Below are 17,547 nucleotides of genomic sequence, written 5' to 3' on the forward strand. Positions count from 1 at the left end.
TCGGACACAGCACGCCGGGTACCGGAGCGATCGACTCCGGACCCGGCGACGTTTCAAGCCAGCGGTGGGAGTGGCCTGTGGCGAGCATTGTTGAGCGCGGCGTGACCAGCGGCGCGCGCGCGCCGACGATCGGAATGGCCGCATACTACGCGCTGGGCGTGCTCGCCCTCGCCAACGTCCTGAACTACCTGGACCGGCAGATCGTCTCGATCCTGGCGCAGTCGATCAAGGCTGACCTGAAGCTCGACGATGCGGACCTCGGCTTCCTGCTCGGGACGGCGTTCGCGGTGTTCTACTCGGTCGTCGGGATCGCCATGGGGCGCATCTCCGACGGCTTGCCGCGAAAGAAGGTCATGGCGCTCGGCCTAGCCTTGTGGTCGAGCATGACTGCGCTCGGCGGCGCGGCGGCAAGCTTCGCCACGCTAGGGATCGCGCGCATCGGCGTGGGCGTCGGCGAGGCCGTCGCCAACCCCTGCTCGCACTCTCTGCTGGCCGACATCTTTCCCCCTCAGCGCCGCGCGATCGCCATGTCGATCCTGCTCTCGGGCATATTCGCCGGTGGTGCGCTGGCGCTGTTCCTGGGCGGCTACTTCCTGGAACACTGGGACACCATGTGCACCGGCATGCCGATCGCCGGCGCGTGCGATCTCGCGGCATGGAAGGCGGCGATGTTCACCGTGGCGCTACCGGGCCTTCCCCTTGCCTTCATGATCCTGGCAATCCGCGAGCCGGTCCGCTCCACCGAGGCGCAAGGGTCCAAGCTCGGCTTCGTGCTGGGCGAATTCGCCACCGCGATCCCGCCCTTCACCATGGTCACCGTCTGGCGCCTCGCCGGTCTGCGCGGGCTGGGGTGGAACGCCCTGATCGCGGCATTGCTCGCAGCCGCTGCCGCCATCCTGATCCACCTGACCGGCGATGCAGCGCAATGGGGTGCGTTCGGCCTCGGCGCCTATGCCGTGGTCACGTGGGGCCAGATCCAGAGCTACCGAGACAAGCCGCTCTACCGCCTCACCTTCGGAGACCGTACGTTCCTGCTGGCGACAATCTCCACCGCGCTGGTCGCCTGCGTCGGCGGCGCCGTCCACGTCTGGTCCGCGCCTTATGCGATGCGCACGTTCTCCATACCTGCGCACGAGCTTGGCCTATCGCTCGGCGTGGCCAGCATCGCGGGCGGCGTGCTCGGCGTCCTGCTCGGCGGCTGGGCGACCGACAGGTGGAAGCGCAGCGATCTACGCGCGCCCATCGGCATCACCGCCATCAGCTTGCTGGGCGGCGTACCCTGCATCCTGACGATGCTGCTGGTGAAGGACTTCACCGTGTTCATCGGCGCGGCCTTCACCCTGGGCATCTTCTCCGCGCTGTGGGGCGGCGCGACGGCGGCGATGGTGCAGGACCTGGTGCTGCCCCGCATGCGCGGATCGGCCGCGGCTTCCAACTCGCTGGTGGCGATCGTGATCTCGTCGGGCACCGGCCCCTACTGGGCCGGCAAGGTCAGCGCGCTCACCGGTTCGCTGACGGCGGGCCTGCTCAGCATCATGATCCTGGTGCCGATCGCGCTGTATTTCCTGTGGCGCGTGTCGCGCCGCCTGCCGCACGAGACCGCCGAGGCACGCCTCGCCATCGCGCGGAACGCAGGAGAGCCCGACCATGCTTGACGACGTGCTCGTCGCCGACGACCCGCTCTACGAAGAGCTTTACGATGTCCGCAAGGAAGCCGAGTCCGTCGGCAACTTCATCGATGTCGGCACCGTCATGCCGCGCGTCCACCAGCTTCGTGCGCAAGCACCGGTGCACAAGGGCAAGCTGCGCGAAATCCTTGGCCTGCCCGAGCACGATCGCCACGTCTACGCCAAGGGCCGCCAGCATTACAGCGTGCTGACCTACGAGGCCTGCGAGGCGGCGTTCCGCGATGCGGCCACGTTTTCCAACACCGTCCAGGGCCATCCCAACCCCGCCGGCGAGCGCACCATGGGCATCCTGGAGATGGACCCGCCGATGCACCGCGGTTTTCGTCGTACCATCCAGCCCAAGTTCCTGATGCCCGAGGCCCTCGGCTGGTGGCGCACGCGCACCATCGACGGGATCGTCGAGCGCCTGATCGAGCGCATGGGCAAGAGCGAGCGTGCCGATCTCAATCTCGATTATTGCGCGCGTATCCCGGTCTACACCATCACCACCGCCATCGGTCTCAACGGCGACGAGGCTCTTCGCTTTCGCCACGCCTACCTCAATTCGACCAGCTCCAGCCACAACATCAGCATGGACGAGCGCATCCGCAACGCGCGGATCGTGGAGGAGACCCTGCTCGCCCTGATCGGCGCCCGCCACGCCGAGCCGCAGGACGACCTGATCAGCTTCCTGCTCGGCACCAAGCTGATGCTACCGGGCGAGGAGCCGCGTCCCCTCACCGACCGCGAGATCATGACCCATGCCAAGCTGGTCATGGTCGCGGGCGGCGGCACCTCCTGGCGGCAGATGGGCATCACCCTGTTTGCCCTCCTGACCCACCGCGACCAGCTCGAGGCGGTGAAGCAGGACCGCGCGCTGATCGATGATGCCATCGAGGAAGGCCTGCGCTGGAATCCGACCGCGCCCTACTTCTACCGCATGGTGATGAAGGACACCGAGTTCTACGGCCACCATATCGCCGAAGGCTCGGTGCTGGAACTCGGCCTCGGCCCGGCCAACCGCGACCCGGCGCGCTGGGACCGTCCCGACGCCTTCGACATGAGACGCCCCAAGCTGACCAACATGGCGTTTGGGCTCGGCACCCACCGCTGCCTGGGCATGAACGTCGCGCGGGTGGAGATCGATCGGGCCATCAACGCCCTGCTCGACCACTTCCCGAACCTGCGGCTCGACCCGGCCGCGCCCGCGCCCTTCATGACCGGCGGGCTTGAGCAGCAGGGCGTCTCCGCGCTGCGGGTGTTGCTGCGGTAACCGTCAGGCCGTACCAGACGGCATGGACAGTTTCCCCGGCCCCACCTCGAACCGCTTCGTCTCGCAGCGCCTGCGCCTCAACTATGTCGACTGGGGCAACCCGGACGCGCCGCCGCTCATCCTGCAGCACGGCGGGCGCGACCACTGCCGCAGCTGGGACTGGGTGGCGCAGGAGCTGCGCCATGATTGGCACGTCATCGCGCCCGATTTGCGCGGCCACGGTGACAGCGACTGGTCGCCAGAAGGCCACTACGGCATGGACGCCTTCGTCTACGACTTCGCGCAGCTGGTGCACACCCTTGGCTATGACCAGGTGACGATCGTCAGCCACTCGCTGGGCGGCAACATCGCGACGCGCTTCACAGGGCTCTATCCCGAGAAGGTGCGCAAGCTGGTCAACATCGAGGGCTTGGGACCGACGCCCGAAGTCCAGCGCGAGGTCGAAGGCGGTGGTACGGCCGACCACCTGCGCAAGTGGATCGACGAGAAGCGCCGCGCCGCCGGTCGCAGCCCACGCCGCTACGCCACCTTGCGCGACGCCTACGAACGGATGAAGACGGAGAACAGCTTCCTCACCGACGATCAGGCCCGCCATCTCACCGTTCACGGCGCCACCCGCAACGAGGATGGCACCTGGAGCTGGAAGTTCGACAATTACCTGAACGTGTGGAGCACCGGCGATATCCCCTTCGAGGAGAAGGCCAAGCTGTGGGCCGCGATCACCTGCCCGGTCCTGCTGCTGTGGGGCAAGGACAGCTTCGCCAGCTCGCCGGCGAGCGACGGCCGGCTGGACCATTTCGCCGATGCCGCGCTGAAGGAGTACGAGAACGCCGGCCACTGGCTGCACCACGACCAGTTCGACCGCTTCATGGAAGACGTAAGGGCGTTTCTATAAGGTCGGGGCGATTGGGCGCTGGTGGACAGACGAACTCGGCCTTCGCGATCTTACCTGCAAGCCATGGATGCGGGCCCGCGGTTACGGGGTGAGCCGACGCCGCTACTGCCGACTTCCCGCAAGTCAGTCGGCAAAGGGCCACGCCGCTGACCGATCCGCATGGTCCTGCCCGTTACGCGGCTGCCCTCACCGCGTTGCGACCCGCCGCCTTGGCACGGTACAAGGCGTCGTCCGCCCTGCGCAAAGTGGCCTCGTATCCTTCACCGGATTGCGCGACGGCGACCCCGCAACTCAAGGCGATGGTGATCTGGTTCACGCCATCCGGGGAAAAGGTGCGGCCGCGAAGCTCGTTGAGAATACGAGCGCAGACCGCTTGGCCGCGCGCGATATCCAAGCCGGGCAGCAGCAGCACGAACTCGTCGCCACCCGTGCGGCAGACGACATCGTGAGGCCGCAGGACGGAGCGGAGAACCTCCGCCAGGTGCGAGAGTGCGCGATCACCACCGGCATGCCCCCAACGATCGTTGATCTGCTTGAAGTGGTCCACATCGAGCGCGACAAGACACATCGGTGCTTCTCGGCTCGGAGCGGGCGCCGTCAGCGCATCGAGACCAGAGCGGTTGAGCACACCCGTCAACGGGTCGGTGACTGCGCGCTTCGACAGCTCCCTTTCACGTTCCGCGAGTTGTGCCGTCATGCGGGCACGCGCCGAGACTTCGGCGGCGACCGGCAGGCATGTCAAAAGCATCACTGCGATGAAGAGCTGGAACATATGCGCATGTCCGATCGTGTCGGATTCGAGCATTACGATCGGTCCGTAGCCTTGCATCGTCGCGACGGCGCCGATCAGTGCAACGAGCATGACGGCGACCTTGGTGCCGAGGGGGCCGACGCGGAACGTGACGAACATGACCGGCGCGTAGATCAGGAACAGCAGCGGGCGCTGCGCACCGAAGAACACCAGCGTGGCGATGCTGGCCGTTGCCGCAAGGTGCGCTAATGCTTCCACGTGCCGCAATCGTGATGTCGATCGATACCAGTCGCAGAAATCGCCACGAAACAGCGCCAGGAACACCGGGGTGAAGATCAGCAGTCCCAGCGCGTCGCTCAATACCCATGTTGCGAAAGCGCGCTCCAGCTCCTGCCCGAAAAGCAGGTATGCAGTGGCCGCGCCAACAATGCCGCTGGCAAGCGGCGCCAGCAGACCGGCGACAAGGACGAAGCGCAACAGCGTGCTCGGCGCGCTCAGGATTACCGTGCTGCGACCCTTGCCTCCCACCGCAAGCGAGACGATCAGCACTTCCAGTACGTTCGACAGGCCGTAGAGCAAGGGTCCCGCAACCGATCCCCGCGTCACCAGGTTCGCGGCGGCATTCGCCACGAAGCCAGAGGCGACGATCTGCCACCACTTCGATCGTGGCGACAGCAGCAGCATAGCGGTCAGCACGGCATTCGCAGGCCAGAAGGTCGCGATGTCGCGGCCGTCGCTGCTGAAATGGATCGTCGCAGCAGCGAGCAAGAAGTAAAGCGTGCCGGCGGTGGCCCATGGCCGTGCCGCACCATTTACCTTTCCCTTGCGTTTACCATCCTCGATCATGGAGGAACTGCTAGTCGCAACCTGTATAAGTTAAGTTAATCGACTTGCCATCCACGCACTTCCCCTTGGTGCAACTCCTAATGGATCGATACACCCGATGCTCGGTGGCGCTGTCTCGAAGGAGACCGGTATCGTCGGTGGACCTGGTGGACGTATGTCGAAGCCGGAGAGGCGAGTAGGCGTCCACCATGAAGGCAAATGGGCACAGGCGACCGGTTCGCCGTGCTTAACGCAGCGAAGCGAAGCGCCACATCGCTACACTGGCACGCCAGCCGGCTTCTTCTCGTCAAATCGCACTCAGAGAACGGTCGGCTTCACCGCCTTGCGCGAGTAAACACGCTGCGAAAAGGGCAGCCACCCCAACGCATCCCGCAATTACCGCGTCGCGTTGTACGCAAGCTGGTCGTTATTGAGCTGGAACCCGACCAGCAGCTCGAACGAGGCACGCGCCACGGCTGCGCGAACCTGCGGGTCGGCGAGCGGATCGACGGCAGCGTCGGTGTCCCCGGGCTTGCGCTTGCGGGTGATGCGATCACGGATCTCCTGGGGCAGGGTCGCCGCACCACGGTCGATGTAGGCAGAGGCCGTGCCCTGCGCCTGCGCGCGCTCCTGCCCGGCGGCGAAGTTCACCGTCACCGAGCCCACGCGCTTGCTGGCGACGGTGTTGCCGCCCTGCAGCACCGAGACGAAGAAGGGGATCGTCACCTGGCGCGCAGCCCCGGAGTCCGATCGGCGGGCGAGCACGTCGAAGGTCGCCGTCGCGAAGACCTTGTCGCCTTGCTCCTCGTTGCACTGGGTGCGCACGTTGGTCATCGTCGCGACCACATCGATGTTGGTAGCGGTCTTGTCGCCCGGCGTGCGGAACATAGTGACGTCGCCGGTATAATCCGGGATGCCGACGGCGGGGCAGCGCGAGCGGATCGCGGTGATGCCCACGCCCTCGTCGACGACGATGTCGCCCCGCTTCGCGCAGCCTGCGAGGGTTCCGACCATGAGCGCGCCCACGGTAACGGCGCGCAAGGCGGAAACGGGCAAGCGGCGTGCGATCATGCGAAGCATCCTTGGGTCGGCCATGATGGGCCCAATAGCGACGGACCCAATATGCGCTTGCCCTAGCGAGGCGCGCGGCAAAGCGCTAGAGGCCGCAGGATGAACGCGCCCTTTCCTGCTCCCGCGACCTCGCCCCAAGGCTCGACGCGCCTTGCGCCGCTGCACTTGCTGATCGCCGCCCCGCGCGGCTTCTGCGCCGGAGTCGACCGCGCCATCGAGATCGTCGAACGCGCCATCCAGCGCTACGGCGCGCCGGTCTACGTGCGGCACGAGATCGTACACAACAAGTTCGTGGTGGACAGCCTCAAGGCCAAGGGTGCGGTCTTCGTCGAGGAGATCGACGAAGTGCCCGATGGCGTGCCGGTGATTTTCAGCGCGCATGGCGTACCCAAGTCCGTTCCCGCCGAGGCCACCGCGCGTGGGCTCGACTGGCTGGACGCCACCTGCCCACTGGTCAGCAAGGTCCACCGCCAGGCAGAACGCCAGATCGAGGCCGGCCGGCACATCCTGTTCATCGGCCATGCGGGCCACCCGGAGGTGATCGGCACCTTCGGCCAGGTACCCGAAGGCTCGATGACGCTGGTCGAGACGGTCGAGGATGTCGCGGCGCTTTCGGTCGATCCGAACGTGCCGCTCTCGTACCTGTCGCAGACCACGCTGTCGGTGGATGACACCGCCGCCATCATCGAGGCGATCACGGCGCGCTTCCCGCAGGTGGTTGCCCCCAAGGCGGAGGATATCTGCTACGCCACCTCCAACCGCCAGGCCGCGGTCAAGGAGATCGCGCCGCAGAGCGACATGGTCCTGGTGATCGGTGCGCCCAACAGCTCGAACTCGCTGCGGCTGGTCGAAGTGGCGGAGCGCTGCGGCAAGCCCGCGCACATGATCCAGCGCGCCAGCGAGATCGACCCGGCCTGGCTCGACGGTGTCGCGACCCTGGGCATCACCGCCGGCGCCTCCGCGCCCGAGGCGCTGGTCGAGGAAGTGCTGGCCCGCCTGCGCGAGCTGCGTGACGTCAGCGCCGAGGAGATCGTCACCGCGCGCGAGCGGATGATCTTCAAGCTGCCGCGCCAGCTCGCCGACTGAACGCTCCGGGGAGCAGAGGATGGCAGTCTACACGCGGCTCGGCGCCGAGGAGATGGCGCGCATCATCGCCGCGTTCGATGTCGGCACGCTGGTTTCGGCCAAGGGCATCGCCGAAGGTGTGTCCAACAGCAACTGGCTGATCGAGACGCAATGCTTCGACGCCTCGAAGCGCTTCATCCTGACCATCTACGAGAGCCGGACCGAGATCGGCGACCTGCCCTTCTTCCTCGACCTGCTCGATCACCTCGCCGCGCGCGACTGCCCGGTGCCGCGCACGATCCACGACCGCGAAGGCGCGTCCTATCGCCTGCACCAGGGAAAGGCGCTGGCTCTGATCGAGTTCCTGCCCGGCGTCTCGGTCAGCGAGCCGACGCCCGGTCAGGCACGCGCCGTGGGCGAGGCCCTGGCGCAGGTCCACCTCGCCGGTCGCGACTTTCCCGGCCGGCGCGCCAACGGCATGGGGCGCGATGCCTGGAAGCAGCTGCTCGGCGATTGCGGGCGCGAGGGGCTGGCGGCGCTCGATCCGGGCTTGCCCGAGCTGGTCGAGCGCGAGCTGGCGCTGGTCACCAGCGAGTGGCCTGCGCACCTGCCGCACTCCGTCATCCATGCTGACTTGTTCCCCGACAACGTGCTGATGCTGGGCGACAAGGTCACCGGGTTGATCGACTTCTACTTCGCCTGCGTCGACGTGACCGCCTACGACGTCGCTGTGACTCATGCGGCATGGTGCTTCAGCGCCGATGGGCGGCACTTCCTGCCGCAGCTTTCGGCCGCGCTGCTGGAGGGCTATCAGTCGCTGCGCCCGCTCTCGGCCGACGAGCGCACCGCCCTGCCCCTGCTCGCCCGCGCCGCCTCCCTGCGCTTCCTGGCGACCCGCGCCTACGACTGGGCGAACACGCCGGCAGACGCGTTGGTCACCCCCAAGGACCCGCTCGCCTTCGCCCGCAGGCTTGCCTTCTACGCACAGGACTGCAATGCCGGGCTCTTCGCGTGAGCATGATGGGCCGACCTTGAAGACAGTGGAGATTTTCACCGACGGCGCCTGCAAGGGCAACCCCGGTCCCGGCGGCTGGGGCGCGATCCTGCGCATGGGCAAGCACGAGAAGGAGCTGTCGGGCGGCGAGGCGCAGACCACCAACAACCGCATGGAGATGACCGCGGTGATCCGCGCGCTCAATGCACTGATCGAGCCGTGCGACGTGGTCGTGTGCACCGATAGCCGCTACGTCATCGACGGCATGACCAAGTGGGTGCACGGCTGGCAGAAGAAGGGCTGGATCAACGCCAGCAAGCAGCCGGTGCGCAATGCCGACTTGTGGCACGAGTTGATCGACGCCTGCCTGCGCCACAAGGTCAGCTGGAAATGGGTGCGCGGCCACGACGGCCATGTCGAGAACGAGCGCGCGGACAAGCTCGCCAGCGATGCCGCCCTTGCCGCCGGTGGCCGCTGAAAGCTTCTTGCCGCTCGACCTGAGAGCCCTGCCTCGCCAGCTCGCCGCCGAGGCGCGCGCACTGGTGACGCCCGGCCCGCGCATGGTGGACGAGTGGGCCTGCATCGCCTCCGTCATGCTGGCGATCGTGCTCGCCCACTGGATCGGCGCGCGCATGGTGGCCTGGGCCGCCTTCACCGCCTTCGTGCTGATGAAGGGGGATGCGCGCGAGACGACGCTGCGCGGGGTGCTGCGGATCGTCGGCACCGGGTGCGGCGCCGCACTGGCCCTTGCCCTGGTGCCGCTCGCCGCGCGCTCGCTGCCGATGGCCATGGCGAGCGCCGCCCTGGTGGGAACGGTCAGTCTCTATGGCATGCTGACCGCGCGGCGCGCCTACGCCTGGCTGCTGGTCGGCCTGACATTCGAAATGATTCTGCTCGACAAGCTGGAGCATCCCACGCTCGACACCTACGCGTTCGCGCAGACGCGGCTGCTGGAGGTGGTCGCCGGCACGATCGCCTGCGTCGCCGTCAGCCTCTCCGTGGGCCTGTTCACGCGCGGCATGGCAAGCGCGGCACCGATCGAAACGCCGAGCCGCATGTACTGGCATCCCGCTGCCGCCCGCCATGCGGCTCAGGCGGGGGTTACGCTGGCACTGCTGCCTTTGCTCCACGATCTCGCGGGCATCCCAGAACTGGCGCAAGCCGGCGTGACGATCATGGCGGTGATGATCGTGCCGGTGACCGGCTTGGCCTCGGGCGGGCTGGCGCCGGTGAGCCGCCGCCTCCTCCACCGCGCCATCGGCTGCCTGAGCGGCAGCGCGCTTGCCTTGACGGTGCTGCTCGTCGCCGACGGCTCCGTGCCGGTGCTGGTGGCCGGCACGGTCGCGGGCATACTCATCGGCCGGCACATGGAAAACGGCAGCACCCGCGCGCCCTACATCGGGCTGCAGTTCACCCTGGCGATCCTCGTCGTCCTCGTCCCCGACAGCTACGCCGCCGCCGAGATCCGCCCCGGCGTGCAGCGGCTCGCCAGCATCCTCATCGGCATGGCCCTGCTCGAGCCGGTGCTGCTGGCCTGGCATGCGGTGGGCGGGCGGCGGATTGCGCGCGATGGTTCAATAGGGGAGGTGCGTGGGTCTGAGTGAGAAATAGGCGGTGTTCGGCGTTCCGTCATTCTAGGGTCAGGACCTATTAAATTGCTTGCGCAGGCTGCGATTGGTTGATTCAAGATTGGCGTCGAGGAGGCGCTGGTCATGGATGTTCCGTTTCTGCTGAATGAGGCGCAGATGCGCCGGATCGCACCGTTTTTCCCGCTGTCTCACGGCATTCCGCGGGTCGATGACCGCCGGATCATCTCGGGCATCGTCTACGTCATCAAGCATGGGCTGATGTGGCGGGACGCCCCCAAAGGGTATGGGCCGCACAAGACGATCTACAATCGGTTCGTCCGTTGGAGCAGGCTCGGGGTGTTCAACCGGATATTTGCCGAACTTGCTGGCGGTGCCGGCGAGCCCGACCGGATCATGATCGACGCAACGCACCTCAAGGCCCACCGCACGGCATCCAGCCTCCTAAAAGGGGGGCTCTTTCCCGATGTATCGGGCGCACCAAGGGTGGGCTGAACTCCAAACTGCACACGGTTTGCGATGGGCAGGGGCGGCCCATCGTCATGCTGCTCACCGAAGGGCAGATGAGCGATCACAGGGGCGCGGCCTTGCTGCTGTCGCAGCTGCCCCAGGCGAAGGAATTGCTGGCTGACAAGGGCTACGACAGCGACTGGTTCCGCCAGGCTCTTGTCGTGCGCGGTATCACCCCCTGCATCCCGCCGACTGCCAACCGCAAGGTTCAGCACGCCTACGATAAACAGCTCTACCGCCAGCGCCACAAGATCGAGAACCTGTTTGCCCGCCTCAAGGACTGGCGACGCATCGCCACCCGTTACGACCGCTGCGCGCACACCCTCATGTCCGCCATCACCATCGCCGCTACTTTCTGCTTCTGGCTCTGATCAATGAGTCCTGACCCTAGACTGATCTCACAATCCATCGTGCCGCCGGCTTCCAAGATGACAGATGTAGACTAAGCTTGCGGTTTGCCGCTGACCGGATCGAGCCACTGGCGAAATAGAGCCTGGAACAAGTTCAGGGTGACGTCCGATTTGGGTGAAAACCGGACAGGCGGCTTTTGGAGGAAGTCGGCATCATACCGCCTTGAGTCTGCGCGGATCGTGAATGTTCACCCCCGTTGTAGAAATCAGTTGATTGTGCTGATCTGACGTAATGATACAAATTCGGTTTGGCTTCGTCGTCCTCGCTGGCGCGACGATCTTCATCAAGCAACCCGCTGTTGCTTGCGAACCTGCGGCTTACATCCCCACCGTAGCCCAAGTCGAACAGGGGGCCTTGGACCATTTTCGCGAAGCGGATAGCGTCTATGAAGGCATTCTCCTTGGGAGGCACGACTATGACGGTGGTGGGAAACTGTTAGTATTGAAGGCTTACAAAGGTCGCGCCTCGCTGTTTCAGATTGTAGATTTGCCGGGCGGCTCTAGTTGCTATGGTGACATTACCCCATTTTCTGGGGGCGTTTGGGCTCAAAAAATAACTGAAAAATCCTTTGATGGATTCGAATCAGAGCAGACCGTTAGAATCTGGAAAAAACATGGCCTCGTTGAAGCTGAAGCTGCCAGTCCGATCCGCCAATTCTATTTAGTTTTCGCAGTTTTTGTGAGCACTATCTTCCTCGGCTTCGCTTTGTTATGGCAACGGAGACGAAAGACTTCATACTGAGTCTACCTGTGATCTCCCCCTCGCCGAGAACATGCCAGTTAGAGGTGAACGAACGTCGGCTTTAGACTGGCTCAGTTGTATCAGGCGAGTCCGCAAGTGGGCGCAAGCAGACGGTACGCTTCTGCCAAGACGAGTAGAAATCCGGGACTCAGCCGCCAAACCTCAAAGGCGCGAACGGCACCGGATCCACCTCCCCCCACACTTCCCCCAAGACCAGCCCCGCCGCCAACCGCGCCGCAGCGGGCGCGGTCTGGATGCCGAAGCCGCCTTGGCCGGCGAACCAGAAGAAGCCGGCAACTGCGGGGTCAAAGCCGTAGACCGGCAGCCGGTCGGGCGCGAAGCTGCGCAGGCCGGCCCAGCGGTGTTCGACGTGCTCCACGGTCCAGTCGACCACGCTCTCCAGGCGCTCGATGGCGAGGGCGACGTCGATCTCCTCGGGCGCGGCGTCGCACGGAACGCTGGGAGTTTCGTCGTGTGGGCTGAGCCAGAGGCGGCCGGCGTCGGGCTTGAAGTAGAAGCGCCCGGCGATGTCGAGGACGAGCGGCAGGCTCGCCGGCACGAAGGGCGCGACACGCAGTTGCGCGATAGTGCGGCGCAAGGGGGCGATGCCGAGCGGCCTGGCGCCGGCGAGTTGCGCGACCGGGTCGGCCCAGGCCCCCGCGGCATCGACGAGGACCTCGCATGTCACGGATCGACCGTCGCCCAGCGTCAGCATCCATCCCGAAGCCGCGCGCGTGGCGGCTGCCAGCCCGGCCCGGCACCACAGCTGCGCCCCACCCTCCCGCAAGTTAGCGAGGTAGTGCTGGTGGAGTGCGGCAACGTCTATGTCGCTGCAGCTGGGTTCCAGCACGCCGTGGGTCCACGCCGGCTTGAGGCCGGGAATGCGGGCTTCCAGTTCGGTGCGGTAGAGCCGGTGCACTTCGACGCCGATGCCGGCAAACGTCTCGGCGAAACGCTCGACTTCGGCGATCTGGTCGGAGGTGCCGATCGTCAGCGCCTGGCGCGGGGTCAGCATGCCGAGCGCCTTGAGTGGCGGGCCCGAAGCGGCAGTCAAAGGCTGCACGCCGGGGCCGCCGTAGCTCTCGGTCCAGAACGCGGCCGAGCGGCCGGTGGTGTGGTAACCGGGGCGCTCCTCCGCCTCCAGCACGAGGACACTGGCGCGCGGGGCAAGTTCGGCGGCTAGCGAGGCACCGGCCATGCCGGCTCCGACCACGACGATGTCGAAGCGCTCGGTCATGGCTGCGCCGGCGCCTCGCGGTCGAGGAACTCGGCGATGGCGTTCAGAGCACGCGTGCGCACGGGAAGCGACTCGCGCAGGATCTCGTGCCGCGCCTCGTCGCCGAAGGTCACCAGTTCGGCGCGGGGCAGGCGCGCGGCGGCACGGCGTATGGCGCGCCAGGAGACCAGGCGGTCGGCGGTGCTGCCCAGCAGGAGCACGGGGGTGTCGACGCGCTCCAGCCGGCCGGGCTTCTCCAGCGCGCGGATGGAGGCCAGCGCGGCGACGATCCAGCCCCAGCTCGGGGGACCTAGGGGTAGCTCGGGGCGCTGCTCGTACCACCAGTCCTCATCCTGGAAGCGCACCTCGTCGTGCGTCAGGATCTGCATCCGCATGTTGGAGAGCGGCAAGGGCCCGCGCTGCCACTTCCAGGCAGGCGTCGTCCGTCCGCGCACCCCGGCGATCACCCGACCGAGCGGATGGAGCACGGCGGCAGGCGCCCAGCCAGGATTGAGCCCCAGCATCGGCGCGACCAGCACCGCGGCTTGCGGATGCACGCGCTGCTCGGCAAGTGCGCGCAGCAGGAGATGCCCACCCATCGAATGGCCGATCGCGACATGCGGACCGGGCACGCTGGCGCACCACTCGGCCCAGAACGCCTCGAAGTCGGCGAGCCACGGCGCGAAGTCGTCGACATGGCCGGTCGTCGGATCGGCTCCCAGTCGCCCGGAGAGCGCCTGCCCCCGCCAGTCGAGGGAGGTGACGTGCCAGCCTGCCGCATGCCAGCCGTGCAGCACGGGCAAGTGCTTTTCGTAAAAGTCCGCACGGCCGGGCGCGAACAGGATGGCGCCGCGTGGCCGGCCGGTCTGCGGCCAGTCGATGCGGCGGATGACGTGACCGTCCGGCGCGCGCCAGGTTTCCTCCCGCGCGTGCGCCGGGATCGAGCGGCCGTCGTACTCGGCTGCCGCCTGCGCGGGATCGTCGCGCGTGCTCACCGCGCGGCAACCCGTCGCCAAGGGGGCGAGCGAAATGGCTTGGTTACTGTTCGGTAAGTCATGTTCGCTAATGCGCTGCCCCGTGACCGGGACCTTTATCGATATGGCGGGCGGGCCGATTTCGTACGCACTGCTGGCGGCGTTGGCAACCGCGCTGCTGGTCGCGGCGGCGACCGACTTGCGTCGGCGCGAAATCGACAACTGGCTCAACCTGGCCATCGCGCTCGCCGCGCCGCTGTATTGGCTGGCCGCCGGGCTCGACTGGGCGGCGATCGCCTTCCAGCTGGTGCTGGCGCTGTTCACCTTCGTGGCGGCCTGCGCCCTCTATGCCATGCGCCAGATGGGGGGCGGCGACGTCAAGCTGCTGAGCGCGCTGGCCTTATGGTTCGTGCCCGGCAGCTTCGTGCAGCTGATCGTGATCATGGGCCTGATCGGCGGCGCGGCATCGGTGGCGATGGCAGTCGGCAACATGACCTGCGCCCCGCGCGAGACGGTGCGAAATGCACTCGCGACCCTCGCGGCGAGCGCCTGGGTGCTTGGCGCCTGCGCGGTGACTTTCACGGCCGCGACCGGTCAGCCACTGGTCGCCTTGGACACGCTCGGCAAGGTTACCGCGCCTTTGCCCGGAGTGCTGCTGGCGATCGTCGGCCTGTTGGCCCTGGCGCTGTTCGCCACCGGCCTCAGCCACATCTTCCGCCGCCAACGTGGCGCGATTCCGATACCTTACGGCGTCGCGATCTCTGCCGCGGGGCTCTGGGTCCTGTTTCAAGGCATGATCTCGAGCCCGATCGTGACGGCACTGTAAGAATAAGAGCCACAGTGAACCCGATCTTTACCAATTTGCCCCAAGTAGCACGGATCAACTCGGGGATCTTCAGGGGGCTGCCAAGCCATGGATAAGAAGAAGCTGCTGCTGCTCGTCGCAGCGCTGCTCATCGCAGTGACCACCGCCTTCGCGGCCCGGTCCGTCTTCTCGGGCGGCGGTGTTGCGCCCACTGCGGAAGCGGTGCCGGTGGCGCCGGTCGGTCCCAAGGTCCTGGTGGCACAGCGTGCGCTGCCGACGGGCACGATCATCACCGCTGATTCGGTCTCGTTCCAGGACTGGCCCAAGGAGCTGGTGCAGGACGCCTACTTCCTCAACGGCCAGGCCGACATGAGCAAGCTGCTGGGCACCGTGGTCCGCTATCCCGTCCCCGCCGGCCAGCCGCTGACGCAGGGTGCGCTCGTCGCTCCCGGTGACCGCGGCTTCCTCGCCGCCGCGCTCGGGCCGGGCATGCGCGCGATCACCATCCCCGTGTCCGATACCTCGGGCGTGGGCGGCTTCGTGTTCCCGGGCGACCGGGTCGATCTCATGCTCACGCAGTCGGTCAAGAGCGGCGCCGATCAGGAGCTGAAGGCGGCCGAGACGATCCTGCGCAACGTGCGCGTCCTTGCCACCGACCAGGCCACCGCGAGCGAGATCGTCGAGGGCAAGAGCGTGGTGAAGACCTCGCGCACCGTCACTCTCGAAGTCACCCCGCGCATTGCCGAGAAGATTTCCGTTGCCGAGACGGTCGGCCAGCTGAGCCTCAGCCTGCGTCCGCTGGCGGACAACCAGGCCGACTTCGAGCGGGTGCTCGCCAGCGGCGACCTGAAGGTGCCCGAAGGCGCCACGAAGGAGCAGGAAGACCAGCTCATGCGTCAGGCGATGAACCACCCGATCGAAGGCAGCACGACGTTCGTGACCGGCGGCGATGTCTCGCGCTTCCAACCCTCGCGCTACGTGCCGCCTTCGTCGGCAGCACCTGCGGCGGCGCCGATGATGGCGGCTCCGGCTGCACCCGGCGCACCTGCGGCTGCTTATGTCCCGCGTCCGTCCGGTCCCATGGTGCGCGTCACCCGTGGCAAGACCACCACTGCCGAAGCGGCGGGCAAGTAAATGCGCCGCCTCAACCAGCCTCATTCCGCCCAGAAGGGTAACGCCATGACCTTCCGTCTTCTCAGGACCGCGCTGTTCGCCGCATGTGCCGCCGCGCCCCTGGCGCTGTTGCCCGCCGCTCCCGCCGCCGCGCAGGCTTTGATCCGCCCGGCGCAGGACATCACTTTGTCGATCGGCTCTGGCCAGCTCGTCAGCCTGCCCGGCAACATGGCCGACGTGTTCGTCTCCAACGATGCCGTTGCCGACGTGCAGGTGAAGTCGCAGCGCCAGCTCTACGTGTTCGGCAAGGGCGGCGGCCTCACCACCGTCTACGCCAGCAACGCCAAGGGCGATGTGGTGTGGTCGGCCAACGTGCGGGTCGGCTCCAACCTCGACAGCGTCGATTCGATGCTGCGCCTGGCCATGCCGGATGCGAAGATCGGCGTCTCGACGATGGGCTCCAACACCTTCCTGCTGACGGGCACGGTCAAGTCGCCCGAGGATGGTGCGGAAGCCGAGCGCCTGGTTCAGGCCTATGTCGGCAAGGACGCCAACGTCATCAGCCGCGTACGCACCGCGACGCCGCTGCAGGTGAACCTGCAGGTGCGCTTCGCCGAGGTGAGCCGCTCGCTGGTCAAGCAGCTGAATTCAAACCTGTCGACCCTGGATGGCACCGGCGGGTTCAAGTTCGGCATCGGGCAAGGCCGCCCGACTGGCCCTTTCAACGCTGAGCGTTTCTCCGCTCTGGGCATGGGCCAAACTGTCACGACTACTATACGAGATCCTGCCACCGGCCAGATCGTCACGACCATACCGGGCACAGCGGTGAGCCGCGTTGAAGGCCTCACGTCGATTGCAGGTTTGGGCAAGCTGTTCGGCCTCAACATTCTGGGCACGCTCGATGCGGGTGAGAACATTGGCCTCGTCACCACGCTCGCGCAGCCTAATCTGACCGCCCTTTCCGGCGAGACCGCCGACTTCCTGGCAGGCGGCGAATACCCGATCCCGATTTCTCAGGGCCTGGGCGCCACATCGGTAGAATTCAAGAAGTACGGCGTCAGCCTCGCCTACACGCCCACCGTGCTGTCCAACGGCCGCATTTCGCTGCGCGTCCGCCCCGAAGTCTCGGAGCTGACCACGCAAGGCTCGGTGGTGCTGAACGGCTACTCAATCCCGGGCATCACCGTGCGCCGCACCGAGACGACCGTGGAACTGGGTTCGGGCCAAAGCTTCATGATCGCCGGACTGCTGAGCAACAATTCGCAGAACACCATCCAGAAGCTGCCCGGCGCGGGCGACCTGCCGATCCTGGGCTCGCTGTTCCGCTCCACCAGCTATCGCCGCGGCGAGACCGAGCTGGTGATCGTGGTGACGCCGTACCTGGTGAACCCGGTGGACGGCAATCAGATCGCCCTGCCGACCGACGGCTTCAACGCGCCCAACGATCTGCAGCGCATCCTGGGCAACATGGAAACCGACGGTTCGGTGGGCAGCAAGGCCGACCGTTCGCGACCCACCGCTGCTCCGGTGTCGACAGGTCCTGACCTCGGCGCCGCCAGTTCCTTGCCCGCCGCCGAGGGCAAGAAGGGCAAGTCAGGCAAGCGCTCCGCCGCAGCCGATGCCGCCCCCGGCTTCGCCACCAAGTTCTGA

The 17,547-nt window shown here is 66.6% G+C and carries 16 protein-coding genes; 12 read left to right on the plus strand and 4 right to left on the minus strand.

The window, feature by feature from the left end; all coding sequences use genetic code 11:
* Positions 1-77 precede the first annotated feature (77 nt).
* Genes HNO88_RS17495 through HNO88_RS17505 form a run of 3 tightly spaced genes read left to right on the plus strand, consistent with a single transcriptional unit; the run spans position 78 to position 3,835 of the window.
* Positions 78-1,655 carry an MFS transporter gene (locus HNO88_RS17495; protein ID WP_184248605.1) on the plus strand — a complete coding sequence of 526 codons (1,578 nt, stop codon included), beginning with the start codon at positions 78-80 and terminating at the stop codon, positions 1,653-1,655.
* The gene (locus tag HNO88_RS17500; RefSeq protein WP_184248609.1) at positions 1,648-2,940 is read left to right on the plus strand and encodes a cytochrome P450; all 1,293 of its coding nucleotides are present in this window, start codon (positions 1,648-1,650) and stop codon (positions 2,938-2,940) included. The genes HNO88_RS17495 and HNO88_RS17500 overlap by 8 nt, the downstream gene beginning before the upstream one ends.
* Positions 2,941-2,962: 22 nt before the next feature.
* Positions 2,963-3,835: an alpha/beta fold hydrolase gene (locus tag HNO88_RS17505; RefSeq protein ID WP_184248612.1), complete on the plus strand. Its 873-nt coding sequence runs from the start codon at positions 2,963-2,965 to the stop codon at positions 3,833-3,835.
* A gap of 172 nt (positions 3,836-4,007) precedes the next feature.
* On the opposite strand, the gene HNO88_RS17510 is transcribed toward HNO88_RS17505, so the two are convergent.
* Both HNO88_RS17510 and HNO88_RS17515 read right to left on the minus strand, forming a co-directional pair.
* Complete coding sequence (locus HNO88_RS17510; protein WP_184248615.1) at positions 4,008-5,432, minus strand: sensor domain-containing diguanylate cyclase; 1,425 nt, start codon at positions 5,430-5,432, stop codon at positions 4,008-4,010.
* A 375-nt stretch (positions 5,433-5,807) separates the two neighbouring features.
* A complete protein-coding gene (locus tag HNO88_RS17515; protein WP_246381970.1) occupies positions 5,808-6,482 on the minus strand; it encodes a hypothetical protein in 675 nt (224 codons plus the stop codon).
* A 99-nt stretch (positions 6,483-6,581) separates the two neighbouring features.
* On the opposite strand from HNO88_RS17515, the gene ispH reads away from it, so the two are divergent.
* The 6 genes from ispH to HNO88_RS17545 all read left to right on the plus strand — a co-directional run bounded on the left by ispH (position 6,582) and on the right by HNO88_RS17545 (position 11,789).
* Positions 6,582-7,568, plus strand: a complete 987-nt coding sequence (ispH, locus tag HNO88_RS17520; RefSeq protein ID WP_184248618.1) for a 4-hydroxy-3-methylbut-2-enyl diphosphate reductase — start codon at positions 6,582-6,584, stop codon at positions 7,566-7,568.
* Positions 7,569-7,587: 19 nt separating this feature from the next.
* A complete protein-coding gene (gene thrB / locus HNO88_RS17525) occupies positions 7,588-8,562 on the plus strand; it encodes a homoserine kinase (RefSeq protein ID WP_184248621.1) in 975 nt (324 codons plus the stop codon).
* Between the two features lie 16 nt (positions 8,563-8,578).
* The gene (gene rnhA / locus HNO88_RS17530) at positions 8,579-9,019 is read left to right on the plus strand and encodes a ribonuclease HI (protein WP_184248624.1); all 441 of its coding nucleotides are present in this window, start codon (positions 8,579-8,581) and stop codon (positions 9,017-9,019) included.
* A complete protein-coding gene (locus HNO88_RS17535) occupies positions 8,991-10,145 on the plus strand; it encodes an FUSC family protein (RefSeq protein WP_246381971.1) in 1,155 nt (384 codons plus the stop codon). The genes rnhA and HNO88_RS17535 overlap by 29 nt, the downstream gene beginning before the upstream one ends.
* 108 nt (positions 10,146-10,253) lie before the next feature.
* A protein-coding gene (locus tag HNO88_RS17540) for an IS5 family transposase (protein ID WP_184248628.1) occupies positions 10,254-11,008 on the plus strand; the annotation gives its coding sequence in 2 pieces (ribosomal slippage) (positions 10,254-10,572 and positions 10,572-11,008; 756 coding nt in all).
* 271 nt (positions 11,009-11,279) lie between these two features.
* Entirely contained in the window at positions 11,280-11,789 is a 510-nt protein-coding gene (locus tag HNO88_RS17545; RefSeq protein WP_184248631.1) for a hypothetical protein, read from the plus strand.
* Between the two features lie 148 nt (positions 11,790-11,937).
* Here HNO88_RS17545 and HNO88_RS17550 read toward each other — a convergent pair whose 3' ends face one another.
* A complete protein-coding gene (locus HNO88_RS17550; protein ID WP_184248634.1) occupies positions 11,938-13,026 on the minus strand; it encodes an NAD(P)/FAD-dependent oxidoreductase in 1,089 nt (362 codons plus the stop codon).
* Complete coding sequence (locus HNO88_RS17555; protein WP_312857108.1) at positions 13,023-14,000, minus strand: alpha/beta fold hydrolase; 978 nt, start codon at positions 13,998-14,000, stop codon at positions 13,023-13,025. Before HNO88_RS17555 ends, HNO88_RS17550 begins: the two co-directional genes overlap by 4 nt.
* A gap of 82 nt (positions 14,001-14,082) precedes the next feature.
* On the opposite strand from HNO88_RS17555, the gene HNO88_RS17560 reads away from it, so the two are divergent.
* The 3 genes from HNO88_RS17560 (at position 14,083) to HNO88_RS17570 (ending at position 17,547) form a co-directional block, all read left to right on the plus strand.
* Entirely contained in the window at positions 14,083-14,805 is a 723-nt protein-coding gene (locus HNO88_RS17560) for an A24 family peptidase (protein WP_312857109.1), read from the plus strand.
* Between the two features lie 87 nt (positions 14,806-14,892).
* On the plus strand, positions 14,893-15,918 hold the full coding sequence (gene cpaB / locus HNO88_RS17565) for a Flp pilus assembly protein CpaB (protein WP_184248643.1): 1,026 nt from the start codon (positions 14,893-14,895) through the stop codon (positions 15,916-15,918).
* A 45-nt stretch (positions 15,919-15,963) separates the two neighbouring features.
* The gene (locus HNO88_RS17570; protein WP_184248646.1) at positions 15,964-17,547 is read left to right on the plus strand and encodes a type II and III secretion system protein family protein; all 1,584 of its coding nucleotides are present in this window, start codon (positions 15,964-15,966) and stop codon (positions 17,545-17,547) included.

This window comes from Novosphingobium chloroacetimidivorans, assembly GCF_014204535.1.
Lineage (GTDB): Bacteria > Pseudomonadota > Alphaproteobacteria > Sphingomonadales > Sphingomonadaceae > Novosphingobium > Novosphingobium chloroacetimidivorans.

What these genes read in the sequence shown, in the direction of transcription:
- cpaB (WP_184248643.1), top strand. Translation starts at nt 14,893, where the DNA reads ATGGATAAGAAGAAGCTGCTGCTGCTCGTCGCAGCGCTGCTCATCGCA.
- HNO88_RS17550 (WP_184248634.1), bottom strand. Translation starts at nt 13,026, where the DNA reads ATGACCGAGCGCTTCGACATCGTCGTGGTCGGAGCCGGCATGGCCGGT.
- HNO88_RS17545 (WP_184248631.1), top strand. Translation starts at nt 11,280, where the DNA reads ATGATACAAATTCGGTTTGGCTTCGTCGTCCTCGCTGGCGCGACGATC.
- HNO88_RS17570 (WP_184248646.1), top strand. Translation starts at nt 15,964, where the DNA reads ATGACCTTCCGTCTTCTCAGGACCGCGCTGTTCGCCGCATGTGCCGCC.
- HNO88_RS17500 (WP_184248609.1), top strand. Translation starts at nt 1,648, where the DNA reads ATGCTTGACGACGTGCTCGTCGCCGACGACCCGCTCTACGAAGAGCTT.
- HNO88_RS17510 (WP_184248615.1), bottom strand. Translation starts at nt 5,432, where the DNA reads ATGATCGAGGATGGTAAACGCAAGGGAAAGGTAAATGGTGCGGCACGG.
- HNO88_RS17515 (WP_246381970.1), bottom strand. Translation starts at nt 6,482, where the DNA reads ATGATCGCACGCCGCTTGCCCGTTTCCGCCTTGCGCGCCGTTACCGTG.
- HNO88_RS17505 (WP_184248612.1), top strand. Translation starts at nt 2,963, where the DNA reads ATGGACAGTTTCCCCGGCCCCACCTCGAACCGCTTCGTCTCGCAGCGC.
- HNO88_RS17535 (WP_246381971.1), top strand. Translation starts at nt 8,991, where the DNA reads ATGCCGCCCTTGCCGCCGGTGGCCGCTGAAAGCTTCTTGCCGCTCGAC.
- thrB (WP_184248621.1), top strand. Translation starts at nt 7,588, where the DNA reads ATGGCAGTCTACACGCGGCTCGGCGCCGAGGAGATGGCGCGCATCATC.
- ispH (WP_184248618.1), top strand. Translation starts at nt 6,582, where the DNA reads ATGAACGCGCCCTTTCCTGCTCCCGCGACCTCGCCCCAAGGCTCGACG.